This is a genomic window from Streptomyces sp. NPDC058646 (assembly GCF_042716875.1).
GTDB lineage: Bacteria > Actinomycetota > Actinomycetes > Streptomycetales > Streptomycetaceae > Streptomyces.
Window position 1 is genome coordinate 46,942 of sequence record NZ_JBHXRK010000009.1, and the last position, 25,664, is coordinate 72,605.

Annotated in this window: 26 protein-coding genes and 1 tRNA gene; 16 read left to right on the forward strand and 11 right to left on the reverse strand. The window is 72.9% G+C overall.

Features of this window, described 5'->3' with window-relative positions; translation table 11 throughout:
• Positions 1 to 3: 3 nt before the first annotated feature.
• Together ACFWUZ_RS13205 and ACFWUZ_RS13210 are read left to right on the forward strand one after the other, a co-directional pair.
• Complete coding sequence (locus tag ACFWUZ_RS13205; protein ID WP_384371439.1) at positions 4 to 1,164, forward strand: acyl-CoA dehydrogenase family protein; 1,161 nt, start codon at positions 4 to 6, stop codon at positions 1,162 to 1,164.
• A 127-nt stretch (positions 1,165 to 1,291) separates the two neighbouring features.
• Positions 1,292 to 2,335 carry an ABC transporter substrate-binding protein gene (locus ACFWUZ_RS13210; RefSeq protein WP_384371441.1) on the forward strand — a complete coding sequence of 348 codons (1,044 nt, stop codon included), beginning with the start codon at positions 1,292 to 1,294 and terminating at the stop codon, positions 2,333 to 2,335.
• A 195-nt stretch (positions 2,336 to 2,530) separates the two neighbouring features.
• On the opposite strand, the gene ACFWUZ_RS13215 is transcribed toward ACFWUZ_RS13210, so the two are convergent.
• On the reverse strand, positions 2,531 to 4,138 hold the full coding sequence (locus ACFWUZ_RS13215) for a beta-N-acetylhexosaminidase (protein WP_384371443.1): 1,608 nt from the start codon (positions 4,136 to 4,138) through the stop codon (positions 2,531 to 2,533).
• 52 nt (positions 4,139 to 4,190) lie between these two features.
• Between ACFWUZ_RS13215 and ACFWUZ_RS13220 the strand changes: the two genes are divergently transcribed.
• The 3 genes from ACFWUZ_RS13220 (at position 4,191) to glmS (ending at position 7,343) form a co-directional block, all read left to right on the forward strand.
• A complete protein-coding gene (locus tag ACFWUZ_RS13220; protein WP_384371445.1) occupies positions 4,191 to 5,087 on the forward strand; it encodes a DUF4429 domain-containing protein in 897 nt (298 codons plus the stop codon).
• A 97-nt stretch (positions 5,088 to 5,184) separates the two neighbouring features.
• Positions 5,185 to 5,460 (forward strand): hypothetical protein, encoded by a 276-nt coding sequence (locus ACFWUZ_RS13225; RefSeq protein WP_030008735.1) that lies wholly within the window; start codon positions 5,185 to 5,187, stop codon positions 5,458 to 5,460.
• Between the two features lie 65 nt (positions 5,461 to 5,525).
• The gene (glmS, locus tag ACFWUZ_RS13230; protein WP_384371447.1) at positions 5,526 to 7,343 is read left to right on the forward strand and encodes a glutamine--fructose-6-phosphate transaminase (isomerizing); all 1,818 of its coding nucleotides are present in this window, start codon (positions 5,526 to 5,528) and stop codon (positions 7,341 to 7,343) included.
• Between the two features lie 124 nt (positions 7,344 to 7,467).
• Here glmS and ACFWUZ_RS13235 read toward each other — a convergent pair whose 3' ends face one another.
• Together ACFWUZ_RS13235 and ACFWUZ_RS13240 are read right to left on the reverse strand one after the other, a co-directional pair.
• Complete coding sequence (locus ACFWUZ_RS13235) at positions 7,468 to 8,037, reverse strand: acetate uptake transporter (protein ID WP_384371449.1); 570 nt, start codon at positions 8,035 to 8,037, stop codon at positions 7,468 to 7,470.
• 98 nt (positions 8,038 to 8,135) lie between these two features.
• Complete coding sequence (locus tag ACFWUZ_RS13240; RefSeq protein WP_384371775.1) at positions 8,136 to 8,669, reverse strand: universal stress protein; 534 nt, start codon at positions 8,667 to 8,669, stop codon at positions 8,136 to 8,138.
• A gap of 440 nt (positions 8,670 to 9,109) precedes the next feature.
• On the opposite strand from ACFWUZ_RS13240, the gene ACFWUZ_RS13245 reads away from it, so the two are divergent.
• The 4 genes from ACFWUZ_RS13245 (at position 9,110) to ACFWUZ_RS13260 (ending at position 11,925) form a co-directional block, all read left to right on the forward strand.
• The gene (locus ACFWUZ_RS13245) at positions 9,110 to 9,436 is read left to right on the forward strand and encodes a hypothetical protein (RefSeq protein ID WP_384371451.1); all 327 of its coding nucleotides are present in this window, start codon (positions 9,110 to 9,112) and stop codon (positions 9,434 to 9,436) included.
• A 376-nt stretch (positions 9,437 to 9,812) separates the two neighbouring features.
• Positions 9,813 to 10,985, forward strand: a complete 1,173-nt coding sequence (locus tag ACFWUZ_RS13250) for a helix-turn-helix domain-containing protein (protein WP_384371453.1) — start codon at positions 9,813 to 9,815, stop codon at positions 10,983 to 10,985.
• A gap of 159 nt (positions 10,986 to 11,144) precedes the next feature.
• A complete protein-coding gene (orn, locus tag ACFWUZ_RS13255) occupies positions 11,145 to 11,747 on the forward strand; it encodes an oligoribonuclease (protein WP_384371455.1) in 603 nt (200 codons plus the stop codon).
• Between the two features lie 105 nt (positions 11,748 to 11,852).
• Positions 11,853 to 11,925 (forward strand) — tRNA-His (locus ACFWUZ_RS13260).
• A 55-nt stretch (positions 11,926 to 11,980) separates the two neighbouring features.
• On the opposite strand, the gene ACFWUZ_RS13265 is transcribed toward ACFWUZ_RS13260, so the two are convergent.
• Positions 11,981 to 13,042 (reverse strand): LacI family DNA-binding transcriptional regulator, encoded by a 1,062-nt coding sequence (locus tag ACFWUZ_RS13265; RefSeq protein ID WP_384371457.1) that lies wholly within the window; start codon positions 13,040 to 13,042, stop codon positions 11,981 to 11,983.
• A 103-nt stretch (positions 13,043 to 13,145) separates the two neighbouring features.
• Here ACFWUZ_RS13265 and ACFWUZ_RS13270 point away from each other — a divergent pair, with 103 nt between their 5' ends.
• The 6 genes from ACFWUZ_RS13270 to ACFWUZ_RS13295 all read left to right on the forward strand — a co-directional run bounded on the left by ACFWUZ_RS13270 (position 13,146) and on the right by ACFWUZ_RS13295 (position 20,144).
• Positions 13,146 to 14,483 (forward strand): ABC transporter substrate-binding protein, encoded by a 1,338-nt coding sequence (locus tag ACFWUZ_RS13270; protein WP_384371459.1) that lies wholly within the window; start codon positions 13,146 to 13,148, stop codon positions 14,481 to 14,483.
• A gap of 7 nt (positions 14,484 to 14,490) precedes the next feature.
• Positions 14,491 to 15,513 (forward strand): carbohydrate ABC transporter permease, encoded by a 1,023-nt coding sequence (locus tag ACFWUZ_RS13275; RefSeq protein ID WP_384371461.1) that lies wholly within the window; start codon positions 14,491 to 14,493, stop codon positions 15,511 to 15,513.
• A complete protein-coding gene (locus ACFWUZ_RS13280) occupies positions 15,513 to 16,337 on the forward strand; it encodes a carbohydrate ABC transporter permease (protein ID WP_384371463.1) in 825 nt (274 codons plus the stop codon). Before ACFWUZ_RS13275 ends, ACFWUZ_RS13280 begins: the two co-directional genes overlap by 1 nt.
• An 11-nt stretch (positions 16,338 to 16,348) precedes the next feature.
• The gene (locus ACFWUZ_RS13285) at positions 16,349 to 17,719 is read left to right on the forward strand and encodes a GH1 family beta-glucosidase (protein WP_384371465.1); all 1,371 of its coding nucleotides are present in this window, start codon (positions 16,349 to 16,351) and stop codon (positions 17,717 to 17,719) included.
• A gap of 10 nt (positions 17,720 to 17,729) precedes the next feature.
• Entirely contained in the window at positions 17,730 to 18,689 is a 960-nt protein-coding gene (locus ACFWUZ_RS13290; RefSeq protein WP_384371467.1) for a hypothetical protein, read from the forward strand.
• 123 nt (positions 18,690 to 18,812) lie between these two features.
• Positions 18,813 to 20,144, forward strand: a complete 1,332-nt coding sequence (locus tag ACFWUZ_RS13295; RefSeq protein WP_384371469.1) for an MFS transporter — start codon at positions 18,813 to 18,815, stop codon at positions 20,142 to 20,144.
• Here ACFWUZ_RS13295 and ACFWUZ_RS13300 read toward each other — a convergent pair.
• The 5 genes from ACFWUZ_RS13300 to ACFWUZ_RS13320 form a co-directional block, all read right to left on the reverse strand.
• Complete coding sequence (locus ACFWUZ_RS13300; protein ID WP_384371471.1) at positions 20,083 to 20,388, reverse strand: hypothetical protein; 306 nt, start codon at positions 20,386 to 20,388, stop codon at positions 20,083 to 20,085. The genes ACFWUZ_RS13295 and ACFWUZ_RS13300 overlap by 62 nt on opposite strands.
• Before the next feature lie 101 nt (positions 20,389 to 20,489).
• Complete coding sequence (locus tag ACFWUZ_RS13305; protein ID WP_384371473.1) at positions 20,490 to 21,140, reverse strand: disulfide bond formation protein B; 651 nt, start codon at positions 21,138 to 21,140, stop codon at positions 20,490 to 20,492.
• Between the two features lie 3 nt (positions 21,141 to 21,143).
• Positions 21,144 to 21,308 carry a DUF5993 family protein gene (locus ACFWUZ_RS13310; RefSeq protein WP_384371475.1) on the reverse strand — a complete coding sequence of 55 codons (165 nt, stop codon included), beginning with the start codon at positions 21,306 to 21,308 and terminating at the stop codon, positions 21,144 to 21,146.
• A 36-nt stretch (positions 21,309 to 21,344) separates the two neighbouring features.
• Entirely contained in the window at positions 21,345 to 22,748 is a 1,404-nt protein-coding gene (locus ACFWUZ_RS13315) for an ATP-binding protein (RefSeq protein WP_384371478.1), read from the reverse strand.
• Positions 22,745 to 23,431 (reverse strand): response regulator transcription factor, encoded by a 687-nt coding sequence (locus ACFWUZ_RS13320; protein WP_384371480.1) that lies wholly within the window; start codon positions 23,429 to 23,431, stop codon positions 22,745 to 22,747. Before ACFWUZ_RS13320 ends, ACFWUZ_RS13315 begins: the two co-directional genes overlap by 4 nt.
• A gap of 79 nt (positions 23,432 to 23,510) precedes the next feature.
• Between ACFWUZ_RS13320 and ACFWUZ_RS13325 the strand changes: the two genes are divergently transcribed.
• Complete coding sequence (locus tag ACFWUZ_RS13325) at positions 23,511 to 24,077, forward strand: hypothetical protein (protein WP_384371482.1); 567 nt, start codon at positions 23,511 to 23,513, stop codon at positions 24,075 to 24,077.
• Between the two features lie 16 nt (positions 24,078 to 24,093).
• On the opposite strand, the gene ACFWUZ_RS13330 is transcribed toward ACFWUZ_RS13325, so the two are convergent.
• Together ACFWUZ_RS13330 and ACFWUZ_RS13335 are read right to left on the reverse strand one after the other, a co-directional pair.
• Positions 24,094 to 24,972: a spermidine synthase gene (locus tag ACFWUZ_RS13330; RefSeq protein WP_384371484.1), complete on the reverse strand. Its 879-nt coding sequence runs from the start codon at positions 24,970 to 24,972 to the stop codon at positions 24,094 to 24,096.
• 17 nt (positions 24,973 to 24,989) lie between these two features.
• Entirely contained in the window at positions 24,990 to 25,397 is a 408-nt protein-coding gene (locus ACFWUZ_RS13335; protein ID WP_384371486.1) for a hypothetical protein, read from the reverse strand.
• Between the last annotated feature and the right edge of the window lie 267 nt (positions 25,398 to 25,664).

Genomic DNA, 25,664 nt, shown 5'->3' on the forward strand with positions numbered 1-25,664 from the left:
CTCATGCCGCTCGACCACCGGCTCACCCCCGAGCACGAGGAACTCCGCCGCACCGTCGAGGCGTTCGCGCACGACGTGATCGCGCCGAAGATCGGCGACCTGTACGAGCGCCACGAGTTCCCGTACGAGATCGTCGCCGAGATGGGCCGCATGGGCCTGTTCGGCCTGCCCTTCCCGGAGGAGTACGGCGGCATGGGCGGCGACTACCTCGCCCTCGGCATCGCCCTGGAGGAGCTGGCCCGCGTCGACTCCTCGGTCGCCATCACCCTGGAGGCGGGGGTCTCCCTCGGCGCCATGCCCCTCTACCTCTTCGGCTCCGAGGAGCAGAAGAGGCAGTGGCTGCCGAAGATGTGCTCCGGCGAGGTCCTGGGCGCCTTCGGCCTGACCGAGCCGGGCGCGGGCAGCGATGCCGGCGGCACCCGCACCACCGCCGTCCGCGAGGGCGACGAGTGGGTGATCAACGGTTCGAAGTGCTTCATCACCAACTCCGGCACGGACATCACGGCCCTGGTCACGGTCACCGCCGTGACGGGCCGCAAGGCGGACGGCCGCCCGGAGATCTCCTCGATCATCGTCCCGTCCGGCACCCCGGGCTTCACGGTGGCCGCCCCCTACTCCAAGGTCGGCTGGAACGCCTCGGACACCCGCGAGCTGTCCTTCGACGGGGTACGGGTCCCGCTGGCCAACCTGGTCGGTGAGGAGGGCCGCGGCTACGCGCAGTTCCTCCGCATCCTGGACGAGGGCCGGATCGCCATCTCCGCGCTGGCCACCGGCCTCGCGCAGGGCTGCGTGGACGAGTCGGTGAAGTACGCCAAGGAGCGCCACGCCTTCGGCCGGGCGATCGGCGACAACCAGGCGGTCCAGTTCAAGCTGGCGGACATGGAGATGCGCGCCCACATGGCCCGCATCGGCTGGCGCGACGCGGCGTCCCGGCTGGTGGCCGGCGAGCCCTTCAAGAAGGAGGCGGCGATCGCCAAGCTGTACTCCTCGACGGTGGCCGTGGACAACGCCCGCGAGGCCACGCAGATCCACGGCGGCTACGGCTTCATGAACGAGTACCCCGTGGCCCGCATGTGGCGGGACTCCAAGATCCTGGAGATCGGCGAGGGCACCAGCGAGGTGCAGCGCATGCTCATCGCGCGGGAGCTGGGGTTCACCGCCTGACGGACGCCGCACGGCCGGAGGGGACCCTGCCTGACAGGGTCCCCTTCACGTTTTCATGGAAGGTTAGGCTAACCTTCCTTTCCGAACGGCCCAGTGGCCCCCGGATCGCACGAAAACGGACACCGACATGCCCACGCCCCGCACCTCCCCCCTCTCCCGCCGCAGCCTGATCGCGGCCGGCGGCGCCCTCGGACTCCTCGCGGCACTCACCGCGTGCGGCACCACCGGGGCGGGGAAGGCCGGCACGGGCAAGGAGACGGACGCGAGCGCCGCGGAGGCGTGGACCTTCAAGGACGACCTGGGCACCGAGATCAGCCTCAGGTCCAAGCCGAAGAACGTCGTCGCCTACACCGGCACGGCCGCCGCGCTCCACGACTACGGCGTGCAGGTCAAGGGCGTGTTCGGCCCCACCAGGACCGCCGACGGCAAGGCCGACCCGAACGCCGGCTCGCTGGACATATCCAAGGTCGAGGTCCTCGGCAACGTCTACGACGAGTTCAACGTCGAGAAGTACGCGGCCCTCCAGCCCGACCTGCTGGTCACCAACACCTGGGACGGGAGCCTCTGGTACGTCCCGACGGCCTCCAAGGACAAGATCACGAAGCTGGCCCCGGCCGCCGCGATCGGCGTGGGCGGCAACGTCTCCCTCGACCGGGCGCTGGAGCGCACCGCGGACCTCGCCAAGGCACTCGGCGCCGACCTGAACACCGAGAAGACGGCCGACGCCAAGGCCCGCTTCGAGGCCGCCGCGGCCAAGGTCCGCGAGGCCGTCAAGGCCAACCCGGGCATCAAGGTGCTCGTCGGCTCCGGCTCCGCCGACCTCTTCTACGTCTCCACCCCGAAGACCTCGGCCGACCTGAAGTACTTCGAGACCCTGGGCGTCGAGTTCGTCACCCCGGAGCCGGGCACGCTCGACGCGGGCAACTTCTACGAGAGCCTCAGCTGGGAGAACGCGGGCAAGTACCAGGCCGACCTGGTCCTCCTCGACAACCGCACCGGCACCCTCCAGCAGGAGGAGCTGAAGGCCAAGCCCACCTGGACCGAGCTGCCCGCGGTGAAGGCCGGCCAGGTCGCCCCGCGCGTGACCGAGCCGATCTACTCGTACGACAAGTGCGCCCAGATCCTGGAGGACCTCGCCAAGGCCCTCCAGGGCGCCAAGAAGCTCGGCTGACCCCCGGTTCCCGCACCGCACGGCACCGCGCCCGCGCACCGGGAGCACACGGTGGCGCCCTCCACCGACGAGGACACCAGGTTGGCCGGCGAGGAACAGCTCCTCGCCGAGGCCCGCGCGGGGCAGGCCCCCAGCAAGGAGCCGGCCTCCGGGCTGTGACCGCCGTAGCGGGTGTCCGGCCCGGCCGGACACCCGCTACGTCCACGGCACGTCCGGGGCCCGGTAGTAGGTGATGCCCTGGGCGTCCAGGCGGGGTGCCTGGGCCGCGAGCCGTTCCCGGTAGGCGGCCCAGTCCAGCGCCCCGGCCGGGGACCAGCCGAGCTCGGCGAGGCCGAGGACCCGCGGGAAGGCCATGAGCTCCAGGTCCCCCCGGGTCGCGACGGTCTCCGTCCACAGCGGTGCCTCGACGCCGAGCACCGAGGACTCCGGGAGGCCGGACAGGTAGGAGCCCGGGTCCCAGGAGTAGGACCGCTGCACCGGGACGTAACCCGCCCACGCCAGGCCCGGCTTGGTCTGCGCGTCGTACTTCATGTCCAGGTAGAGCCGGTCCGCCGGGGACAGGATCACCGGGTGGCCGGCCTTCGCCGCCGCCACGACCGCCGCCTTCTCCGCCGCCGGGGTCCTGTCGTGCCCCCAGTACTGGAGCACCGCGCCCTCGGCCGGGCGGGCCGCCGCCAGCTGGTGCCAGGCCACCACCTTCTTGCCGTGCCGGCCCACCACCGCCTGCGCCCGGTCCATGAAGGCCGCGTAGTCCGCCGCCGGGGTCGAGTGCGCCTCGTCGCCGCCGATGTGGAGGTAGCGGCCCGGCGTCAGCTCCGCGAGTTCGCCGAGCACGTCCTCGACGAACTCGTAGGTCCGTTCCTTGCCGACGCACAGCGAACTGAACCCCACCTTGGTCCCGGTGTAGCGGGCGGGGGCCTTCCCGTCGCAGTTCAGTTCGGCGTACGAGGCCAGCGCCGCGTTCACGTGCCCGGGCATGTCGATCTCGGGGACCACGTCCACGTACCGCTCGCCCGCGTAGGCCACCAGGTCGCGGTACTCGTCCTTGGTCCAGTACCCGCCCGGGCCGCCGCCGACCTCGCCGGCGCCGCCGTACTCGGCCAGCCGCGGCCAGGAGTCGACCGCCAGGCGCCAGCCCTGGTCGTCGGTCAGGTGCACGTGCAGGGTGTTGACCTTGTACTGGGCCAGCTGGTCGACGTACCTCTTCACCTGCTCGACCGTGAAGTAGTGCCGCGCGACGTCGAGCATCGCCCCGCGGTAGGCGAAGCGCGGCCGGTCGGTGACCGTGCCGCCGGGAACCGTCCCGGGCCCCGCCGCCGGCACCAGCTGCCGCAGCGTCTGCCCGGCGTGGAAGAGCCCCGCCGGGGTCCGCGCGGTGAGGGTGACCCCGGACGGGCCGGACTCCAGCCGGTACCCCTCCTCCCCCAGCCCGTCGCCCGCCCCGCCCTGGTCGAGCCGGAGCCGGATCCCGTCCCCCGCCACCCCGTCGACCACCGGCAGCGGCAGCCCGCTCGGCCCGCGCAGCTGCTCGGCGAGGAGCTCGCCGACCTGGCGGACCTCCTCCCGCGCGCCGGGGCCCGTACGGATGACCGTGCCCGCCCCGAACGCGTACCCGGGGCCCCCGGCGTTCACGGAGGCAGGCACCGGCAGGAGCCGTTCGAAGGGGGCGAGGGCGGCGGGGCGCCGGTCGCCGGGTCTGGCGTCGTCGCCGTGGGCGGCGGTGCAGGCGGTGGCCAGGAGCGGGGCCAGACCGAGAGCGAGGGGGCCGAGGAGGGTGCCGAGCGTGCGTCGCAGGACTCTCATGCGCCCAGGTATAGGCCACATGACCCGTTCAGGGCGGTGCGAGAATCGTCGGATGGCGGAAATCATCCAGAAGGACGGCACATGGACCTTCGACGGAGACACGGTGCGCATCGTGCCGGGCCGCGACAAGGGGGTCGGACTGCTGCGCCAGAACCTCGGCGAAGTGGCGGTCCCGCTGCGGGCGGTGGCGGGGATCAGTTACGAACCGGGCCGCAAGGCCGGGCGGCTGCGGCTGCGGCTGCGGGACGGCGCCGACCCGCTGCTCCAGGTGACCGGCGGGCGGCTGGGGGAATCCTCCGACCCCTACCGGCTCACCGTGGAGCCGGACCGGACCGGGGTGGCGGAGTACTTCGTGGACGAGGTGCGCAACGCCCTGCTGCTGGACGAGGTGGAGAGCGGGCCGGCGGACGCGTACCTGCTGCCGGGTCCCGCGGTGCCGATCACGGTGAGCGCGGGCGACGGCACGGTGGCCTTCGACGGGGACCGGCTGGTGCTGGAGTGGAACTGGAAGACGGAGGACGCCAAGAGCTCCGGCGGGGCGCGCTCGTTCCGGGTGGCGGACGTGAAGGCGGTGGAGTGGTTCCCGGCGGCGGGACTGGAGAACGGCTGGCTCCGCTTCGGCCTGGCCGGTGCGACGGCGCAGGCACCCGCCCCCAAGTACGACCCCCACGCGGTGGAGCTGTTCGGTTTCAAGAAGGACCCCCTGATGGCGCTGGTCGCGGCGGCGGTGGCGGCACGGCTGCCCCACCCGGCGGCCCCTCCGGCCGATGCGGCGCCCGAGCCCGTCGCGGCCCTGGCGGCGGCCGGGGCGGCCCGGTCCGCGGAGGAGCCCGCCGACCACGACGCCCTGCTGCGCCGGCTGCGCGAGCTGGGTGAGCTGCACCAGTCGGGCATCCTCACGGCCGACGAGTTCGCGGCGGCCAAGCAGGCCGTTTTGCGCCGCTTCTGACCGGATCCATCCATTCCGCTGGTCCAGACCTAAGAGATCCTGCCCGCAATCGGGCAGGATCTTTGCATTCAGCGGATGAAGCCGCCACTATCTACGGGTGCTCGATCGCCGCCCGTCGCATGACGACCTCGTCGACCACCTGGTGCGCAGCACCGCGCTGCAGCGCGGCGAGGCCGCCCGGGTGGTGCTCGACGTGCTGGCGTACTTCGACGAGACGACCGAGGAGTTCGTCCGCCGCCGCCACCGGGAACTGCAGTCCGGCGGAGCGGTCAACGCGGAGATCTTCGAGCGGATCGCGGCCGAGCTGCCGCACCGCGCCGTAGCGCCTCCGGAGCTGTCGCTCCGGCAGCTGCGCCGCATCGTCTACGGCTGAGCCCGTGGCCGCCCCGGCGGCCGCGAGCGGGTACACGAACCGAACTTCAGGAGGGGCAGAACCGTATGTGTGGAATCGTCGGTTACATCGGCAAGCGTGACGTGGCACCACTGCTGCTGGAAGGCCTCCAGCGACTGGAGTACCGCGGATACGACTCCGCGGGCATCGTCGTCAACAGCCCCAAGGCCAGCGCCCTGAAGGTCGTCAAGGCCAAGGGCCGGGTCCGCGAGCTGGAGAGCCGCGTCCCCAAGCGCTTCGCCGGCACCACCGGCATCGCCCACACCCGCTGGGCCACCCACGGCGCCCCGAGCGACCTCAACTCGCACCCGCACCTCGACCCCGAGAACAAGGTCGCCGTCGTCCACAACGGCATCGTCGACAACGCCTCCGAGCTGCGCGCCAAGCTGGAGGGCGAAGGCGTGGTCTTCGCCTCGGAGACCGACACCGAGGTCATCACCCACCTGATCGCCCGCTCCGCCGCCGCCTCCCTGGAGGAGAAGGTCCGCGAGGCGCTCAAGCTGGTCGAGGGCACGTACGGCATCGCCGTCATGCACGCCGACTTCGCCGACCGCATCGTCGTCGCCCGCAACGGCTCCCCGGTGGTCCTCGGCATCGGCGAGAAGGAGATGTTCGTCGCCTCGGACGTCGCCGCCCTCGTCGCCCACACCCGCCAGGTCGTGACCCTCGGCGACGGCGAGATGGCCACCCTCAAGGCCGACGACTTCCGCACCTACACCACCAGCGGTACGACGACCACCGCCACGCCGGAGACCGTGGAGTGGGAGGCCGCCTCCTACGACATGGGCGGCCACGACACGTACATGCACAAGGAGATCTCCGAGCAGCCCGACGCGGTCGACCGCGTGCTGCGCGGCCGGATCGACGACCGCTTCAACACCGTGCACCTGGGCGGCCTGAACCTGGACCCGCGCGAGGCGCGCGGCATCCGCCGGGTCAAGATCCTGGGCTGCGGCACCTCGTACCACGCGGGCCTCATCGGTGCGGGCCTGATCGAGAGCCTCGCCCGGATCCCCGCCGACGCCGAGCCGGCCTCCGAGTTCCGCTACCGCAACCCGGTCGTGGACCCCGACACCCTCTACATCGCGGTCTCCCAGTCCGGCGAGACCTACGACGTGCTCGCAGCCGTGCAGGAGCTCAAGCGCAAGGGCGCCCGCGTCCTCGGCGTGGTCAACGTGGTGGGTTCCGCCATCGCCCGCGAGGCCGACGGCGGCGTGTACGTGCACGCCGGCCCGGAGGTCTGCGTCGTCTCCACCAAGTGCTTCACCAACACGGTGGTGGCCTTCGCGCTGCTCGCCGTGCACCTGGGCCGGATCCGGGACCTGTCGGTCACCGACGGCAAGCGGATCATCGAGGGCCTGCGCAAGCTGCCCGCGCAGATCCAGGAGATCCTCGAGGGCGAAGAGGACATCAAGAAGCTGGCGGCCGAGTACGCCGAGGCCAAGTCCATGATGTTCATCGGCCGCGTGCGGGGCTACCCGGTGGCCCTGGAGGCCTCCCTGAAGCTCAAGGAGATCTCCTACATCCACGCCGAGGCCTACCCGGCCTCCGAGCTCAAGCACGGCCCGCTCGCCCTCATCGAGCCGGCGATGCCGACGGTAGCGATCGTCCCGGACGACTCCCTGCTGGAGAAGAACCGCGCGGCGCTGGAGGAGATCAAGGCCCGCAGCGGCCGGATCCTCGCGGTCGCCCACCGGGAGCAGGAGAAGGCGGACCACACCCTCCTCGTGCCCAAGAACGAGGACGAGCTGGACCCGATCCTGATGGGCATCCCGCTCCAGCTGCTGGCGTACCACACCGCCCTGGCCCTGGGCCGGGACATCGACAAGCCGCGCAACCTGGCCAAGTCGGTCACGGTCGAGTAGGCACACCCGCGTACGCGGGAACGGCCCCCGGGACCCCCGGGGGCCGTTCCCCTTTCCGCTTCCGCACTCCTCTTGCGCACTCGTGCTTCCGGCACGGCCCCGCTTCCGGTGCCGCCCGCGCGGCTCAGCCCGCGGCGACCGCCCCGCGGCGCGAGGCCCTGCCCACCGCCATGGGCCAGTGCGCCAGTGCGGCGGTGGCTCCGTACCAGGCCAGCAGCCCGCAGACCGCGGCCACCCAGCCGGCCGCCTTGCCCAGGAAGCCGCTGTCGGCGAAGGAACCTATCGCCAGCAGCACCAGGGAAAGGGTGAACAGGCCGTACACGACCTGTCCGAACAGTCCGCTCGACGCCCCCATCGTGAGGGTGAGTCCGAGCAGGGCGAAGAGGACGAGGAACATTCCGGCGGCGTCTGCCGAAACCTTTCCGTCGGCCCCCGCGGCCCAGGTGAACCAGAAGGCGCCGAGTCCCGCGAACGCCGTCCCGTTGAAGCCGTTGCCGCCGCGGAATTCGAGGACTCCGAGGACGAACAGGGCGAGACCGCCGACGTAGGTCGCGAGCGACACGGAGTGGGCCGCGGTCACACCGTCGATGATGCCGGTGTGGCCGATACCGAACGCGAGAAGGGTGAGACCCAGGGCGATGTGCCCGAGGGTCGAAGTCGAGGCCGTGCTTCCCGCAGAGACACCATTGTCCACGGCGGGCTCCCTTCGATCTGCAGTTGTTTGCTGCGTCCCAGCAGCATTTATCTACCCTTTACACGAGGGCACAACCGCACAATCGACTTGACGGAGTGTTACGGAATGACAACGACGGGTCGCTGGGCGCGTTTCGCCAGCCGTCCCGCGACCGAACCGAATATCCGGCCCACGAACCCGTGCGTCGAGCCGACCACGATGGCGTCGGCCGAGTACTCGCGGCCGACCTCCTCCAGCTCGTGGCAGATGTCCCCGCCCCGCTCGACCAGGATCCACGGCACTTCGGCCAGGTAGTCCGCGCAGGCCAGCTCCAGACCCAGCACCTCGGTGCGGTGGTCCGGGACGTCCACGAAGACGGGGGGCTCGCAGCCGGCCCACACCGTGGTCGGCAGCCGGTTGGCGACGTGCACGATGATCAGACCGGATCCGGAGCGGCGGGCCATCCCGATCGCGTACGCGAGGGCGCGCTCGCTGGAGGTGGATCCGTCGAATCCCACAACGACTCCGTGCCGGAAGGCCGGATCACAGGGAAGGCGTGGCTGTTCCACCGCACGCACATCGGCGGCCGACGCGGGGTCGGCGAGCCGTTTGCGCTTGCGGTCCGCGGGTTCTGGGGATTCGTGACCGGCCATGGGTGTCTCGGCGAAGAGGTCCTTGGAGGAAGCAACAACGGGGGCGAAATTCAGCGACACCGGGTGACGGAAGCTCTGCCCGGGAAGCATCTTCCCAAGCCATCCCTACCAGGGTACGGCGACACTCCTGTCCTGCACAGGGCTTGCCGCCCTTGGAGAGCGTCCCAGGGAGCATGCCGGAGGGAGCGCGCCTTGGCAATGGCCGCTGCCCCCTACAGCCAGTGACGAGCGGGGGCCGTGCCACCCGTGCGCGCAGTGACCGAGGCCCGCCGCGGGACGTTGAACAGGCGTCCGACCGTCCAGGAAGAGCCCGCAGGGAGCACGCCGTGCCCGGCCATCCGGTACACCCCGTCCACCCCACCCAGCCGACTCGAGGCCTCCGGTCCGCCCGGTCCGCGCACACGACCCCGCACTTCGGCCCGCCCCCTCTTCACCCGTCCGTGCGCCCCGCGAGAGGACCCCAGGACGACCCCGCGGGTGACGTGGTGCGCTGGGCGGCCTTCAGCTGCCTGCTCGTCCCGGTGGTCCTCGTCGTCTACGGAACCTCCTTCGGCGGGGCGGCGGTCGCGACCCTCGGCCTGTTCGCCGTCACGGCCGCCTGCCGGATCCTGCTGCGCCACTCGGAGAGGACGGAGCGCGCCGCGTCGCTCGTCCGCGTGCAGGACGGGCAGCCGTCCGCTCCGCGCGGGCGGCACTCGCGCGGCGGGGCCGCCCCCCAGCGGGGATGCCCGGGCGGCACCGTCGAGTACGCGCCCCCTCAGGACTGACCGGTTCGCACACCCACACCCGCACGTTTTCAGCCAACTTCCCGGCAAGGTGCCCCCCTTGCCGGAATGTCCCCCCAACCCCCCTACCACCAGCGACGACACGGCTCGGGGGATGCCGGGACCCTATGGGTACTGGCCACGGCCGGGTCGCACGCTTCCCACCCCGGTAGCGGAGTGGAACGCTTCCTGATCGAATGCTTTTCGCCAAGTTGCCAAGTCGACATAGCGCTGCGTGCTGAACTTGTCACGCCGACACCACGGGACGCAGTAGATTCGATCATGTATTTACAGCGGGGGATCCACGTGCAAGGCCGAGGGGAAACGTGCAGGTGCGACCAGACCAAGGAGTCGCGACACCCAAGGGGGGCTTAGCGCCATGAGCCAGGATTCCACCGCCGTCGTCGCGGACGCCGGCCGGAAGCTCGCGGGGCGTCGCCGCAGGGAGATCGTCGCGGTGCTGCTCTTCAGCGGCGGACCGATCTTCGAGAGCTCCATTCCACTTTCCGTGTTCGGCATCGACCGGCAGGACGCGGGAGTTCCACGCTATCGACTGCTCGTGTGCGCCGGTGAGGACGGTCCGCTCAGGACCACCGGCGGACTCGAACTGACCGCGCCGTACGGGTTGGAGGCGATCGCCCGGGCAGGCACGGTCGTCGTTCCCGCATGGCGTTCCATCACCTCCCCGCCACCGCCGGAAGCGCTCGAGGCGCTGCGTCTGGCGCACGAGGAGGGAGCCCGGATCGTCGGACTGTGCACGGGGGCCTTCGTGCTCGCCGCCGCCGGTCTGCTCGACGGCCGGCCCGCGACGACGCACTGGATGTACGCGCCGACGCTGGCGAAGCGGTACCCGTCCGTCCATGTCGATCCGCGGGAACTCTTCGTCGACGACGGCGACGTGCTCACCTCCGCCGGTACGGCGGCCGGAATCGACCTGTGCCTGCACATCGTGCGCACGGACCACGGCAGCGAGGCGGCCGGGGCCCTGGCCCGCAGGCTCGTCGTCCCGCCGCGTCGCACGGGCGGTCAGGAGCGCTACCTCGACCGGTCGCTGCCGGAGGAGATCGGCGCCGACCCGCTGGCCGAGGTCGTCGCCTGGGCGCTGGAACACCTCCACGAGCAGTTCGACGTGGAGACGCTGGCGGCGCGCGCCTACATGAGCAGGCGCACCTTCGACCGGCGGTTCCGCTCGCTGACCGGCAGCGCGCCGCTCCAGTGGCTGATCACCCAGCGGGTGCTCCAGGCACAGCGTCTGCTGGAGACCTCCGACTACTCGGTGGACGAGGTCGCCGGACGCTGCGGGTTCCGCTCGCCGGTGGCCCTGCGCGGGCACTTCCGGCGGCAACTGGGCTCCTCCCCGGCCGCCTACCGCTCCGCCTACCGGGCGCGCCGGCCCCAGGCCGAGGTGGCGCAGGTCTCCCAGCTCTCGGAGAGCCCCGTTCCGCACCAGCGCACTCCGCAGCCCCAGCGGGCGGCGGCGGCCCTGGCCGCGGCGGGCTCGACCGTGACGGAGCTGTACGCCCCGGGACGGGTGCTGCGCGAGCACGCGTAGCCTCACCGCGGACACCGTGCCGCGCGGGTCCCCCCGGCCACCGCCGGGGGGACCCGCGCGCGTAAGCTCCCGTTGCCGCCCGTGCCCGCCTCGGCCGCGGCCGGTCCCGGAGGCCGCGTGCCCGGCCCGATCCCGTGGGGACCGCATAAGGTGGGACGCATGAACGATCGCATGGTGTGGATCGACTGCGAGATGACCGGGCTCTCGTTGACGGACGACGCACTTATCGAGGTGGCCGCACTGGTCACCGACTCGGAGCTCAACGTGCTCGGCGAAGGCGTGGACATCGTGATCCGCCCGCCGGACGCGGCCCTGGAGACCATGCCCGACGTGGTGCGCGAGATGCACACCGCCTCCGGGCTGCTCGACGAGCTGGCCGGCGGGACCACCCTCGCGGATGCCGAGGCCCAGGTCCTGGCGTACGTACGGGAACACGTCAAGGAGCCCCGCAAGGCGCCGCTCTGCGGGAACTCGGTCGGCACCGACCGCGGGTTCCTGCTGCGCGACATGGCCGCACTGGAGAGCTACCTGCACTACCGGATCGTGGACGTGTCCTCGGTCAAGGAGCTGGCGCGCCGCTGGTATCCGCGGGCCTACTTCAACAGCCCGCCGAAGAACGGCAACCACCGGGCGCTCGCGGACATCAAGGAGTCCATCGCCGAGCTGCGCTACTACCGCGAGGCGGTCTTCGTGCCGCAGCCCGGGCCCGACTCGGACACCGCCCGGACCATCGCCGCCAAGCACGTCGTGCCGGGCGCGTAGGACCGTACGGCGCCCGCCGGAGAGGGGTGCGGAAAACGGGGGAGCGAGCACCCTCCCGGACCCTGTACCCTTTTCTTCGGCCGGTCGGTTTTCCGACCGGACATGGTGGGTGTAGCTCAGCTGGTAGAGCACCTGGTTGTGGTCCAGGTGGCCGCGGGTTCAAGTCCCGTCACTCACCCTGCAGGAGGGCCCCGGTCCGCGGAAGCGGACCGGGGCCCTCTGCGTTGTCCGGCTCAGGAGGACTCCCGGACCACCAGCTCGGTGGGCAGGACCACCGCCGGCCGGGCCGGCTCCCCCGCCGCACCGGGGCTGCCCGGGTCCTTGCGGTGCGCCGCGATGTGCTCCAGCAGCACCCGCGCCATGGTCCGGCCCATCTCCTCGATCGGCTGCCGGACGCTGGTCAGCGGCGGGTCCATGTGCCGGGCCACCACCGAGTCGTCGAAGCCGACGAGCGCCACGTCCTGCGGCAGCCGGCGGCCGGCCGCGCGCAGCTCCCGGCGGGCGCCGGCGGCCATGACGTCGGAGCCGGCGAAGACGGCGTCGAGCGCGGGCCGGCGCTCCAGCAGCTCGCGCATCGCCCGGCGTCCGCCCTCTTCGGTGAAGTCGCCGGCCGCGACCAGCTCCTCGTCCACCCGGTGTCCGGCCGCGGCCAGGGCCTGCCGGTAGCCGTCGAGGCGGCACTGGGCCCCGTACACGTCCAGCGGCCCGGTGATCGTGGCGATGGCGCGGCGGCCCCGTCCGAGGAGGTGGCGCACGGCCTCGGCGGCGCCGGCCAGGTTGTCGGAGTCCACGTACGGCAGCGTCTCGGCGGCCGAGCGGCGGCCGCTGATCACCGCCGGGATGCCGAGTTCGGCCAGCATCTCGGGCAGCGGGTCGTCGGCGTGCACGGAGACCAGCAGGACCCCGTCGACGCGGTGGCCGGACAGGTACTGGGCCAGGCGGCGGCGCTCGCGCTCACCGCCCGCCAGGGTGAGGACGAGCTGGACGTCGGTCTCGGCGAGCGTGGCGCCGACGCCCCGGACCACGTCGGAGAAGTACGGCTCGGCGAAGAAGCGGGCCTCGGGCTCGGGGATCACCAGCGCGACCGCGTCCGTACGGTTGGCGGCGAGTGCGCGCGCCGCCCGGTTGGGGACGTACCCCAGCTCGGCGACGGCGGCCTCGACCGCGGTCCTGGTGTGCTCGCTGACCTTGGAGGATCCGTTGATCACCCGGGAGACCGTGCCGCGCCCCACCCCGGCGCGCGCCGCGACCTCCTCCAGGGTCGGCCGTCCCCCACTGCGCCCCTGCCCGTTCATTGGCTTCCTCCCGATTGCGAATCTACCTCTTGACGACTGTGGGAGCGCTCCCACAGTGTGTCTCACGACACCCGGCACGTCCCGTCCTTCAGGGAGGATGCACATGCGAGCCCCATCCCGAGCCCGAAGAACCCTCGTCACGGCAGGGGCTGCGGTGGCCACCGCAGCCCTGCTGCTCGCGGGCTGCGCCCAGGATCCGGCCGAGCGGCCCGAGCCGGGCGGCTCCGGCGGCAAGGCGGACGGCAAGGCACGGACGACGCTCACCGTCGGCGTGTTCGGGGCCTTCGGCCTCCAGGAAGCCGGCCTGTACGACGAGTACATGGCGCAGAATCCCGGCATCCGCATCGAGCAGACGTCCATCGAGCGGAACGAGAACTACTACCCGCAGCTCCTCACCCACCTCGGCACCGGCAGCGGGCTCGCCGACATCCAGGCCGTCGAGGTCAACAACATCGCCGAGATCACGGCCACCCAGGCCGACAAGCTGGTGGACCTCGGCAAGGCGCCGGGCGTGGACAAGGCCGCGTACCTGCCCTGGAAGTGGGCGCAGGGCACGGCGAAGGGCGGAGCCACCGTCGGCCTCGGCACCGACGTGGGCCCGCAGGGCATCTGCTACCGCAAGGACCTGTTCGAGGCGGCCGGGCTGCCGTCCGACCGGGCGGCGGTCGGGGCGCTGTGGGCCGGCGACTGGAACAAGTACCTGGAGACGGGCAAGGCGTACAAGGCGAAGGCCGGGGAGGGGAAGGCCTTCGTGGACTCGGCGTCGGGGGTGATGGCCGCTGTGACGGGGAGCAGCGCGCAGCGCTTCTACGACGACCAGGGGAAGGTCGTCTACAAGACCAACCCGGCGGTGCGCGGCGCCTTCGACCTGGCGGCTTCCTTCGCCACCGAGAAGCTGAGCGCCAAGCTCCAGCAGTTCACCCCGGGCTGGGACCAGGGCTTCGCCAACGGTGCCTTCGCGACGGTGTCCTGCCCGGCCTGGATGCTCGGCTACATCCAGGACAAGGCGGGTCCGGCGGGCAAGGACAAGTGGGACGTGGCGCAGGCGCCGAAGCCGAGCAACTGGGGCGGCTCCTTCCTGGTGGTGCCGAAGGCGGGCAAGCACACCGAGGAGGCGGCCAGGCTGGCTGCCTGGCTGACGGCCCCGGCGCAGCAGGCGAAGCTCTTCGAGAAGCGGGGCAGCTTCCCGAGCGCGAGCGCCGCGTACGCGCTGCCGTCGGTGTCGGGCGCCCGGCACGCGTACTTCGGCGGCGCACCGATCGGCGAGATCTTCGCGCGGGCGGCGGAGGGCGTGCCGGTGGCTGCGGTCGGCCCGAAGGACCTGGTGATCGCGCAGAACCTGGCGGACATCGGGATGCTCCAGGTGGACCAGAAGGGCCGCTCGCCGCAGGAGGGCTGGGAGGCCGCGGTGAAGGCGATCGACAACGCCCTGGACCGGTGAGGCACCGGTGACGGACGAGACGGCCGTCCTCTCCCCTTCCTCGTCCTCGGCCCCCTCGGCTTCCCGTCCCCGCCGCGCGCGGGGCGGGGAGGGGGCGCGGGGCGGCAAGGGGAGCGGGCGGGGCCAGGCGTGGCGCTCGCGCCGCTACCGGTGGGACCTGCGCTGGAGCCCGTACGCCTTCGTGGCGCCCTTCTTCCTCTTCTTCGCCGCCTTCGGGCTGTTCCCGCTGCTGTACACGGGCTGGGCGGCGCTGCACCAGGTGGAGCTGACCGACCCGGACAGCATGACCTGGGTGGGGATGCGGAACTTCACGCGGCTGTGGGGGGACGAGTTCTTCTGGAACGCGCTGCGCAACACCGTCACCATCGGGCTGCTGTCGACGGTGCCGCAGCTGGCGATCGCGCTCGGGCTCGCCCACCTGCTCCACTACAAGCTGCGCGGTTCCGCGTTCTTCCGGGTCGCGGTGCTGACCCCGTACGCGACCTCGGTGGCCGCCGCCACGCTCGTCTTCGTGCTTCTCTTCGGCCGGGACTACGGGATGGTCAACTGGGCCCTGTCGGCGGTCGGTTTCGAGGCGGTGGACTGGCAGAACGGCACCTTCGCGTCCCAGCTGGCGGTCTCCACGATCGTGGTCTGGCGGTGGACGGGCTACAACGCGCTGATCTACCTGGCGGCGATGCAGGCGGTGCCCGGGGAGCTGTACGAGTCGGCCGCGCTGGACGGGGCCTCGCGCTGGCAGCAGTTCGTGCACGTCACGGTGCCCTCGCTGCGTCCGACGATCTTCTTCACCTGTGTGGTGTCGACGATCGGGGCGACCCAGCTGTTCGGCGAGCCGCTGCTCTTCAACGGCGGCGCGGGCGCCACGGGCGGCTCGGACCACCAGTTCCAGACGCTGGGGCTGTACCTGTACGAGCAGGGCTGGGTGAACCTGCACCTCGGCCGGGCCTCGGCCATCGCCTGGGCGATGTTCCTGATCCTGCTGGTCATCGCGGGCGCGGCGCGGCTGCTGCGCGGACGGGAGGATTCCTGATGGGTTCCCTGCGCGCGGGCAGGTTCACCTACGTGGTGCTCGCCCTGTTCACCGCCGGATCGCTCTTCCCGCTGGTGTGGACGGCGATCGCGGCCTCCCGCAGCAACACGCGGCTGGCCCAGACCCCTCCGCCGTTCTGGTTCGGGGGGAACCTGGGCCGCAACCTCCAGGTCGCGTGGACCGACGCCAACATGGGCGTCGCCCTGCTGAACACGGTGGTCGTGGCGAGCACGGTCGCCGTCGGGACGGTGCTGTTCTCCACCCTGGCCGGCTTCGCCTTCGCCAAACTCCGCTTCCGGGGCCGGCGGCTGCTGATGTCCCTGGTGGTCGCCACGATGCTGATCCCGCCGCAGCTGAGCGTGGTCCCGCTGTACATGCTGATCGCCGAGCTGTCCTGGACGGACCGGCTCCAGGCGGTGATCCTGCCGACCCTGGTCTCCGCCTTCGGGGTGTTCTTCATGCGGCAGTACCTGGCGCAGGCGCTGCCGACGGAGCTGGTGGAGGCGGCCCGCTCGGACGGGGCGAGCTCGCTGCGGGTCGTGTGGCACGTGGTGTTCCCCGCGGCCCGGCCGGCGATGGCGGTGCTGGCCATGCTGACCTTCGTCATGGCCTGGAACGACTTCTTCTGGCCGATCGTCGCGCTGACCCAGAACGGCAGCCCGACGGTGCAGGTGGCCCTGACGGGGCTGGGCCGGGGCTACGTCCCCGATCAGTCCGTGATCATGGCGGGCGCGCTGCTGGGCACGCTCCCGCTGCTGCTGGTGTTCCTCGTCTTCGGCCGCCAGATCGTCGGCGGCATCATGCAGGGAGCGGTGAAGGGTTGAAGAACACGCCGATGGACACGACGCGGGCCAGGGGCCAACTCCGCTTCCCCGAGAGGTTCTTGTGGGGTGCGGCCACGGCGGCCTTCCAGATCGAGGGCGCGGCCGCGCTGCGGGGGCCGTCGATCTGGGACACCTTCTGCCGGACACCCGGCAAGGTGCACGGCGGCGACACGGGCGACGTGGCGGTGGACCACCACCGGCTGTGGCGCGAGGACGTCCGGCTGATGGCCGCGCTGGGGCTGCGGGCCTACCGGTTCTCGGTGTCCTGGCCGCGGGTGCTCGCCGGCGGGATCGGCTTCTACGACGCGCTCGTGGACGAGCTGCTCTCGTACGGGATCCGGCCCTGCGTGACCCTGTACCACTGGGACCTGCCGCAGGAACTGGAGACCGGCTCGCGCAGCGGCTCCGGGGGCGGCTGGCCCGAACGGGAGACGGCCTACGCCTTCGCGGCGTACGCGGCGACCGTCGCGGAGGCACTGGGCGACCGGGTGGAGCTGTGGACCACGCTCAACGAGCCCTGGTGCAGCGCCTTCCTGGGCTACGCCTCCGGGGTCCACGCCCCCGGCCGCACCTCCCCGGCCGACTCCCTGCGCGCCGCCCACCACCTCAACCTGGCCCACGGTCTGGCCGCGGCGGTCCTGCCCGCCTCGGCGCGGACCGGCATCGCCCTCAACCCGAGCGCCGTACGGCCGTTGACGGACTCGGCGGCCGACCTGGACGCGCGCCGCCGCATCGACGCCCTCGCCAACCGCGTCTTCACCGGCCCCCTGCTGCACGGGGCGTACCCGGAGGACCTGCTGGAGGACACCGCCGCGGTGACGGACTGGTCCTTCGTCCGCCCCGGTGACGAGGCGCTGATCCACCAGCCGCTCGGCTTCCTCGGCGTGAACTACTACACCCCGGCGGTGGTCTCGGCGGCCCCCGCCGGAGCCGGCCCCCGCGCCGACGGTCACGGGGCCACGGGCCACTCCCCCTGGCCCGGTGCGGACGCGGTGGCCTTCCACCAGCCCCCCGGTGAACTGACCGACATGAACTGGTCCGTCGACCCGTCGGGCCTCTACGACCTGCTCATGCGCTTCACCCGGGAAGCGCCGGGACTGCCGCTGATGGTCACCGAGAACGGCGCCGCGTACGCCCCTGACCTGCACGATCCCCAGCGGATCGGCTACCTGGAGAAGCATCTGGCCGTCCTCCACCGGGCGATGGCGGACGGCGCCCCCGTGGAGGGGTACTTCCTCTGGTCGCTGCTGGACAACTTCGAGTGGTCCTACGGCTACAGCAAGCGCTTCGGCATCGTCCACGTCGACTACGCGACCCAGGCCCGCACACCGCGCTCCAGCGCCCACTGGTACGCCCGGCTGGCCCGGACGGGGGCCTTGTAGATTCACCCCCATGACCAGCACGACCCGCACGACCCGCACGACGCCCCCGCGCCCGCTGGACGCGGAAGCCCTCTTCCCCGGCCTGTCGGCCCACCGCCGCACGACGACCCGGCTGCATCCCCGCGCCGGATCACCGGGGGTGGCCGACAGCCACGTCGGCGGGCCGCTGCTGTGGCCCGCCGACGAGCCGTGGCCGGTGTGCGAGGGCCCGCACGGAGGCCCGGACGCCCCCCTCCTGCAACCGCCCCTGCCCCTGACGGCGGTGGCCCAGCTGTACGGCCGGGACGTCCCGGACCTCCCCGCGGGCCCCGCCGGCCACGACCTGCTCCAGGTGTTCTGGTGCCCCTTCGACGCCCACGGGCCGACGGGGTACGGCATGTACGTGCACCTGCGCCGGCGCCGGGCCGCCGATGTGGGCGAGGTCCTGGCGCCGCAGCCGCAGCCCGGGGCGGTGGGCTTCACCGGATACCTGGCCCGGCCCTGCGTACTGCACCCGGAGCGGGTGACCGAGTACCCCTGGATCGAGGCGCTCCCGGGGGAGCTGGGGGAACGCGTCGCGGCGTGGGAGGACGCCCAGGAGGAGGCCTCGTACGAGGCCGAGGAGGAGGACGGTGAGGAGGACGGTGAGGAGGACGGTGAGGAGGACGGTGAGGAAGCCGTAGCCCTGCCGACCTACCTGGGCGACCTGTCCGTGGCCCCGGGCTGGAAGGTGGGCGGCCACGCCAGGTGGAACCTCACCGGGCCCGCGGTCCTGGACTGCCGCACCTGCGGATCGGCGACGGAACTGCTGCTGACGATCGCCACCCGCGAGTGGGAAACCGACGGCACGAGCTGGATCCCGCTGGCGGACGGCCGGCCGGACGACCGCGACGCCTCCCCGACCGGTGTGGTGGTCGGCAACCACGGCAGTCTCAACATCTTCGCCTGCCCCCGGGACCCGTCCCATCCGCACCACCTCAGCGTCCAGTAGGGACCGGGTCCGGGGCAGGAGCCTTGGCAGCGGGGGCCCCGGCGGTTACGGTCCGGGCAGAGGGCAACGGCGCACGCCGGAGAAACGGGAGGGTCGGCGTGCGGCTGGAGGTTGTCCGTGTCCGTGCCCCGTCCCCCTTCCGCACCCGTGCCCGGCCCCGCCCCCGCACCGCCCGCGCCGACGCCTGCGCCGTCGGCCGGCGGTTTCCGCGGCGTGCTCGCGCTCGGCGGCGGCGCCCTGCTCCTGTACGCGTTCCTCGCCCGGCTCCCGGCCGCCCTGTGCCCCATCGGGACGCTCCTGCTCATCAACGAGCGTGACGGCATCGGCGACGCCGGTGCCGTCGCCGCCGCCCTCTGGCTCGGCCAGGCGGTCGGCGGCCCGGTCATCGGCCGGCTCGCCGACCGGCGCGGCCACCGTCCCGTCCTGCTCGTCGCCTGCGGCGCGAACGCCGCCGTCCTCGCCGGCCTGGTCGCCGCCGTCCTCGGCGGTCTGCCGCTGGTCCCCCGGATGCTCCTCGCCGTGGCCGCCGGGCTCACCGTCCCGCAGGTGGGCCCGCTGGCCAGGGCCCGGTGGGCGCGGCTGGCCGGTGCGGACAAGCGGCTGCTCGGGTCCGCGCTCTCCTTCGACACCACCCTGGACGAGGTCGGGTTCGTGGTCGGGCCCGCGCTGGCCGGGGTCCTGGCCGTGACGGTGCATCCCGCGTCGGCGCTCGTGCTCGCGGCCCTGCTGATCCTGGTGGCCGGGACCCTGTTCGCCCTGCATCCGACCGTCCCCGGCCCGGCCGCGCCCCCGCAGGCGGGCGGGCGGCCCGCCGTACGGCTGTGGTCGCCCGGGCTGGTCCTGCTGTTCGCGCTGGCCGTGCTGCAGGGCGCCGCCTGGAGCGGGGCCAACACCGGGGTCAACGCGCTCGCCGAGTCCCTGGGCGAGGCGGGCGCGGCCGGTCCGGTGTGGGCGGCCATGGCCGTGACCAGCTCGATCGCCGGGTTCGTGACGGTGGCCCGGCCCGGCTCGGCGGATCCGGCCGTACGGCTGCGGTGGACCGCCGCGGCCCAGGCGGTGCTGACGCTCCCGCTGCTGGCGGTGTCGGGGCTGCCGGGCGCCGCCCTCGCCCTCGCGGGGATCGGCCTGGCCGTGGCCCCGCACCTGATCGCCCTGTTCGGGCTGGTGGAACGGGCCGGGCCGGCCGTCCGGATGGGCGAGGCCATGACCGTGACCGGAAGCGGGCTGATCCTCGGTCAGGCGGCGGCCGCGGCCGTCGCGGGCCCGCTGGCGGCGGCGTACGGGTACCGGGCGGCCTTCGCCGTGGCGTGCGCGGCCGCCGTGGGCTCCGGCCTGCTGGCGGTGGGCGCGTCGGGGCGGATCCGCTTCGGCGCAGCCGGAGCGGATCCGGCGGCTAGGACGAGGGGGACGAAGCCATCGCCGCCAGGCCCTTCGCCAGGTCCTCGGCGTTCATGACGGGACCGACCTCGACCTCGGCGTTGAACTGCAGGAACAGGTCCTCCACCAGCGCCGGCAGGTGCGAGCTCTCCTGGAGGTCGAAGACGATCCAGCAGGAGCGCACGCCCTCGTGCAGCCCGAAGTAGGCGGCCTCCGGCTTCACCTTGCCCATCAAGGTCTTGATCGTCTCGGGCAGGGTGCCGGACTTGATGGCCTCGTTGCTGGCGGCCGTGTCCATGTGGGCCCTGAGCATGACTCTCATGCGTGACTCCTTCCGTCCTCCCCACCCTCGGCGCGGCCCCCGGGCGCGGCAACATCTGCACCCCCGTACGTGCGGGGCGCGGCGGGGGCGGGGGGCGTCGGCTAGCCCAGGATCCCGACGTCGTAGAAGAACCGGTACCGGTCCGGGTCGTCCGGCAGGAACCAGTGGAAGCCCTCTTCGAAGAAGACCGCGACGACGTTGACGGCGAGGACCAGGCCCAGGAACCAGAGGGCGGACGTCCCCACCGTCCGGTACGGCCCCGGCCGCACCGCCGGGACGCTGCGGTCCGCCGTCGAGTGCGCGAAGGCCAGGGCGATGCCGATGGCGACCACCGAGGCCTGGAAGAGGATCCAGGCCCACACGTACAGGTGCAGGCCGAACACCTCGCTCCCGTACCCCTTGTCCCCCGGCAGGACGTGCAGCATCGTCTGCCGCCAGGAGGCGAAGGAGCCCGCCATGACGGCGACCAGGGACAGGCCCCAGCCCGTCATGTAGTCGCGGGCCGCCACGGCTCCGTGCGTCAGCGCCGTACGGATGACGTACCCCGCGCCCATCGCCGCCAGCAGCATGAACATCCGCTGCACGATGCACAGCGGGCAGGGGTGTTCCCACAGCCCGAACTGGTAGAAGAGGCCCCCGCAGACGACCGCCGTCCAGCCGACGGCGAAGAAGCAGGCGAACCAGTACTGGGCCCGCCCCAGCAGCCCGCCTTCCGGCGGGGCCTCCGGGAGGAGGCTGTTCAGCGCGGCCACGGGTCAGTAGCTCAGGGTCAGCGCGAGGCTGCTGGTGATGTGGTGCGCCATCAGCAGGACGACGGCGACCAGCATGACCCACCACGCCGCGAGCACGACCGTCCGGGACGAGTCCCGGTACATGGCGATCAGCGTGGCGAGGAGCCCGCCGAAGATGAGGGTGTCCATGGCGCGGACCGTACCGACAGGGGGACGGACCGCCTGCTAGGCGCGCCCCCGGGTACGTCGGTTGCCTCGCCGGACCCCGCGCCGGACCCGCGCACCGCCCGCGCCGCCCCGGGTGCGCCCGTCCAGCCCGATCCAGACCCGGACCTCGGTCCCGCCGAGGACCGAGCGGCCCAGGCGCACGTCGCCGCCGGTCGACTCCGCGACCCGGCGCACGATGTCCAGGCCCAGCCCCGTCGACCCGTCGCGGTCGCCGTCGTTGCCCCTGCGCAGCGCGGCGTCCGGGTCGGCGATGCCCGGTCCCGCGTCCGAGACGAGCACGATGACCGCGTCCGAGGCGTCGTGGACGTCCACCGCGAAGGGGGTGCCCTCGGGGGTGTGCCGGAAGACGTTGCCCAGCATGGCGTCCAGGGCGGCCGCGAGCTCGGGCCGGGCCACGGGGATGCGGACCGTGCGGTCGACGCCCGCGAGCCGCACCTCCCTGCCCTCGTCCTCCGCCAGCGCGGACCAGAAGGCCATCCGGTCGCGGATCACTTCCGAGGCGTCGCAGCCCGCGCCCGCACCGGGGCCGGCGAGACCGGTGGCGGGGCGCTGTTCGCGGGCCGTACGGATGATCGTGTCGACCTCGCGTTCCAGCTGTTCCACCGCCGCCCGGGTCTGCTCGGCCGCCGGTCCGTCCCCGAGCGAGGCCGTGTTGAGGCGCAGGACCGTCAGCGGTGTCCGCAGCCGGTGCGAGAGGTCGGCGGCCAGCTCCCGCTCGTTGGCCAGGAGTTCCACGACCTGGTCCGCCATCGCGTTGAACGCGACGGCCGCCGAGCGGAGTTCCTTGGGCCCCTCCTCCGCCACCCGCGCCCCGAGCCGGCCCTCGCCCAGCTGGTGCGCCGCGTCCGCGAGCCGTTCGGCGGGCCGGACGAGCCGGGCGCCGAGCCGGTCGGCGACCCCGACCGAGCCCACGATCAGGGCCAGTCCGACGCCGGCGAGCACCAGCCAGGCGGTCGTGACGCCGTTGCTGACTTCGCTCTCCGGTACGAAGACCTCCACCACGGCGATGTCCCCGGTGCCGAGCGCGGTCGGCTGGAGCAGCGCCGAGCCCCCGCCCGGGACCGAGGCGGTCGTGGCCCGCCCCATCCGCCGGGTCTCGGCCACGGCCCGCTCCCCCGCCCGGCCCTCCCCGATGTCCACGGCCGGGCTGTCGCCGATCGCGGGGACGTGGACGGCCATCCGGCGGGCGGCGCCCATCTGCGTGGACTCCACCGCCTTGCGCAGCTGCGCGGGGTCGGTGGTGATGGACAGGGTCGGCCCGATGGTGGCGGCCTGCCGCTCGGCGTTGGAGAAGGCCCGGTCGCTGGCCATCTCCTGGACGACGAGCCCGAGCGGCACCGCGAAGGCCACGACCACCATCGCCGTGACCGCGAGGCACACCTTGACCAGCGCCCACCTCACAGCGGCGGCTCCAGCTTGACCCCGACCCCCCGCAGCGTGTGCAGGTAGCGGGGCCGGGCGGCGGTCTCGCCGAGTTTGCGGCGCAGCCAGGACAGGTGCACGTCGATGGTCTGGTCGTCCCCGTACGACTGCTGCCAGACCTCGGCGAGCAGTTCGCGCCGGGCCACGACCACGCCGGGCCGCCCGGCGAGGAAGGCCAGCAGGTCGAACTCGCGGCGGGTGAGGTCCAGGGCCGCCCCGTCGAGCTGGGCCTGGCGGCGCAGCGGGTCGATGGCGAGGCCGCCGACGCGCAGGACGCGCGAGGGCGGCTCGGCGGCCGACGCCTGGGAGCGGCGCAGTACGGCGGCCATCCGGGCGGAGAGGTGTTCCACGGAGAAGGGTTTGGTCAGGTAGTCGTCGGCGCCGTCGTTGAGCAGCCGGACGATCTCCGCCTCGTCGTCGCGGGCGGTCGCGATGATCACGGGTACGTCGGTGATGCCGCGCAGCATCTTGAGCGCCTCCGACCCGTCCAGGTCGGGCAGGCCGAGGTCGAGGATGACCACGTCGAAGCGGTGGTGGGCGACCTCGCGCAGGGCCTCCAGGGCCGTGCCGACGCTCCGCACGGTGTGCGAGGCCTCCGTCAGGTGCCGGATGAGGGCGGATCGTACGAACTGGTCGTCCTCGACCACGAGCACACTTGCCATGGCCCGCACCGTAGCCCATTCGGGGGACCGGCCGGGGTGTCGGGACACTCTTGTGGCGGGTGGTGCAGTATGTGCCCTGATGCGACGAGGACTTGTACATGCCATGGCGTGGCTGCTGGCGACCGGGGCGGCGGTGACGCTGTCCTGGTGGGGCGTGCACACGGTCATGTCGGGCACCGCCTACGATCCGCCGCTCGCGGTGCCGCTGGCCACGCAGCCGCTGTCCTCCTCGACGCAGCGGGCACAGCCCTCCGCCCCGCCGGCTTCCCCGTCCCCGTCCCCGTCCCCGTCCGCTCCCGCGTCCCCCTCCCCGAGTCCGGAGGGGTCCGCGTCGCCGTCCGCCGGCACCTCCCCGGCGAAGCCTGCGGAGAAGGGCTCGCCGTCCGGGCAGCGCCCGGCCCGTCAGCCCGACGAGGGCGGCGCCGGGCAGGTGAAGGCCTATCCGGTGTCGGGCGGCCGGGTCGTCTTCGACCTGGGGGAGTCCTCGGCCGAGCTGGTCTCCGCGACCCCGTCGGCCGGCTGGCGCATGCAGGTGTGGAAGCAGGACTACTGGATCCGCGTCACCTTCACCCGGGACGGGCGCGAGGTCTCGGTCTTCTGCACCTGGCACAACCATCCTCCGGCCGTGGAGATCGTCGACCCCTGACCTCCGGTGGACCGCGTCAGCGGAAGACCGAGGGCGGCGGCTGCGGCGAGGCCACCGCCGAGGCGTCCGCGACCGGCGCGGCCCCGCCCGCGAAGTCCGCGAGGGCCCGGCCGTGCTCGACCCGGCCCGGGTGCGGGTCGCTCGCCACCCGGCGGGTGAACTCGGCGACGGGCAGCTCCCGGTCGGCAGCCACCAGCACGGCGTTGCCGAAGCGCTTCCCCCGCCACACCACGGGGTCGGCGGCCAGCGCCAGCTCCGTGAACCGGGACGCGGCCGTGGCGATCTGGCTCCGCAGGTGGTGCAGCGGCGGGCCGTCGGCCAGGTTGGCCACGTACCAGCCGGTGGGCGCCAGGGCCCGGCGCACCTCGTCCAGGAACTCGGTGCTCGTCAGGTGGGCGGGGGTGCGCGCCCCGCTGAACACGTCCGCGATGACCAGGTCCGCCCAGCCGTCCGCGATCTTGGCCAGGCCCGCCCGCGCGTCCACCGTCCGGACCCGCAGCCGCGCCTGCGGGTCCAGCGGCAGGTGTTCCCGTACGAAGGCCACCAGCGCGGCGTCGATCTCCACGACCTGCTGGTTGGAGCGGGGGCGGGAGGCGGCCGTGTACCGGGCGAGGGTGAAGGCGCCGCCGCCCAGGTGCAGCACGTTCAAGGGCCGGCGGGCGGGCGCGGCGAGGTCGATCAGGTGGCCGATCCGGCGCTGGTACGCGAAGTCCAGGTACCCGGGATCGCCGAGGTCCACGTGCGACTGCGGGGCCCCGTCGATCAGGAGGGTCCAGGCGTCGGCGCGCTCGCGGTCGGGTGCGAGCGCGGCCCGGCCGCCGTCCACCTGTCCGGTGACCGCCTCCGCGCCGCCGCGCCCGCGCTGCTTGCCCTTGCCTCTGTCCTTGCTCGCCACACACCCATTGTCGCCGGTCAGCGGCAGTTGTCCGCGGCCTCGATCAGCCGGGCCGCCTCGCCGAGGGCCGCGCGCAGGACCTGGGGGTCGGTGACCGGTTCCACGGCCTCGGGGGGCAGCAGCCAGCCGGTGCCGGCCGGGGCGGGGGCGGCGGCCTCACCGAAGCACATCCCGCGGCCGTCGGTCTGCGTGCAGGCACTGCCCGGCAGGTCCCAGGCGTCGGCGGTGCCCGGCGGGACGAGGAAGCCGAGGGTGTCGCAGGAGCCGTCGTGCAGGACGGGGCCGACGCCGCCGGCCTGCCGGGCGGCGCGGCGGATGATGTCCACGGCCTCGAGCCCCTGCCGGGTGGGCACGGTCACCAGGTCCGGTGCGTCGAAGGGGGCCGCACCGGGCCGGGGCGCGGTGTCCGTTCCAGTGCTCTCCATGCCGGCCTCCACCAAGGGAACCCCTCCTCGATCCGCGTACGAGCCGGGAGCGGGCAGTCGCCTCCCGCTCCGCATGCGTTCAACGCACGGAAACGTCAACAGGTGCGGTGGCAAGACGCTGCAAAGGATGGCAGTTCATGGCGGATGGGGGGTGAGATATCCCTTTTGTAGCCAAACACCGCATGAACACCCCGCCGCTGGCGGTACGTTCATGCGCGCCGGGCCCCGGCCAGCGGCCCCGGCACCGGCGTGTGTTCCTTGCCAGAG

Bases quoted from the DNA above. Each gene is read 5' to 3' on its own strand.
- ACFWUZ_RS13205 (WP_384371439.1), top strand. From the start codon at position 4: ATGCCGCTCGACCACCGGCTCACCCCCGAGCACGAGGAACTCCGCCGC.
- ACFWUZ_RS13210 (WP_384371441.1), top strand. From the start codon at position 1,292: ATGCCCACGCCCCGCACCTCCCCCCTCTCCCGCCGCAGCCTGATCGCG.
- ACFWUZ_RS13215 (WP_384371443.1), bottom strand. From the start codon at position 4,138: ATGAGAGTCCTGCGACGCACGCTCGGCACCCTCCTCGGCCCCCTCGCT.
- ACFWUZ_RS13220 (WP_384371445.1), top strand. From the start codon at position 4,191: ATGGCGGAAATCATCCAGAAGGACGGCACATGGACCTTCGACGGAGAC.
- glmS (WP_384371447.1), top strand. From the start codon at position 5,526: ATGTGTGGAATCGTCGGTTACATCGGCAAGCGTGACGTGGCACCACTG.
- ACFWUZ_RS13240 (WP_384371775.1), bottom strand. From the start codon at position 8,669: ATGGCCGGTCACGAATCCCCAGAACCCGCGGACCGCAAGCGCAAACGG.
- ACFWUZ_RS13250 (WP_384371453.1), top strand. From the start codon at position 9,813: ATGAGCCAGGATTCCACCGCCGTCGTCGCGGACGCCGGCCGGAAGCTC.
- orn (WP_384371455.1), top strand. From the start codon at position 11,145: ATGAACGATCGCATGGTGTGGATCGACTGCGAGATGACCGGGCTCTCG.
- ACFWUZ_RS13265 (WP_384371457.1), bottom strand. From the start codon at position 13,042: ATGAACGGGCAGGGGCGCAGTGGGGGACGGCCGACCCTGGAGGAGGTC.
- ACFWUZ_RS13270 (WP_384371459.1), top strand. From the start codon at position 13,146: ATGCGAGCCCCATCCCGAGCCCGAAGAACCCTCGTCACGGCAGGGGCT.
- ACFWUZ_RS13280 (WP_384371463.1), top strand. From the start codon at position 15,513: ATGGGTTCCCTGCGCGCGGGCAGGTTCACCTACGTGGTGCTCGCCCTG.
- ACFWUZ_RS13285 (WP_384371465.1), top strand. From the start codon at position 16,349: ATGGACACGACGCGGGCCAGGGGCCAACTCCGCTTCCCCGAGAGGTTC.
- ACFWUZ_RS13290 (WP_384371467.1), top strand. From the start codon at position 17,730: ATGACCAGCACGACCCGCACGACCCGCACGACGCCCCCGCGCCCGCTG.
- ACFWUZ_RS13300 (WP_384371471.1), bottom strand. From the start codon at position 20,388: ATGAGAGTCATGCTCAGGGCCCACATGGACACGGCCGCCAGCAACGAG.
- ACFWUZ_RS13310 (WP_384371475.1), bottom strand. From the start codon at position 21,308: ATGGACACCCTCATCTTCGGCGGGCTCCTCGCCACGCTGATCGCCATG.
- ACFWUZ_RS13320 (WP_384371480.1), bottom strand. From the start codon at position 23,431: ATGGCAAGTGTGCTCGTGGTCGAGGACGACCAGTTCGTACGATCCGCC.
- ACFWUZ_RS13325 (WP_384371482.1), top strand. From the start codon at position 23,511: ATGCGACGAGGACTTGTACATGCCATGGCGTGGCTGCTGGCGACCGGG.
- ACFWUZ_RS13335 (WP_384371486.1), bottom strand. From the start codon at position 25,397: ATGGAGAGCACTGGAACGGACACCGCGCCCCGGCCCGGTGCGGCCCCC.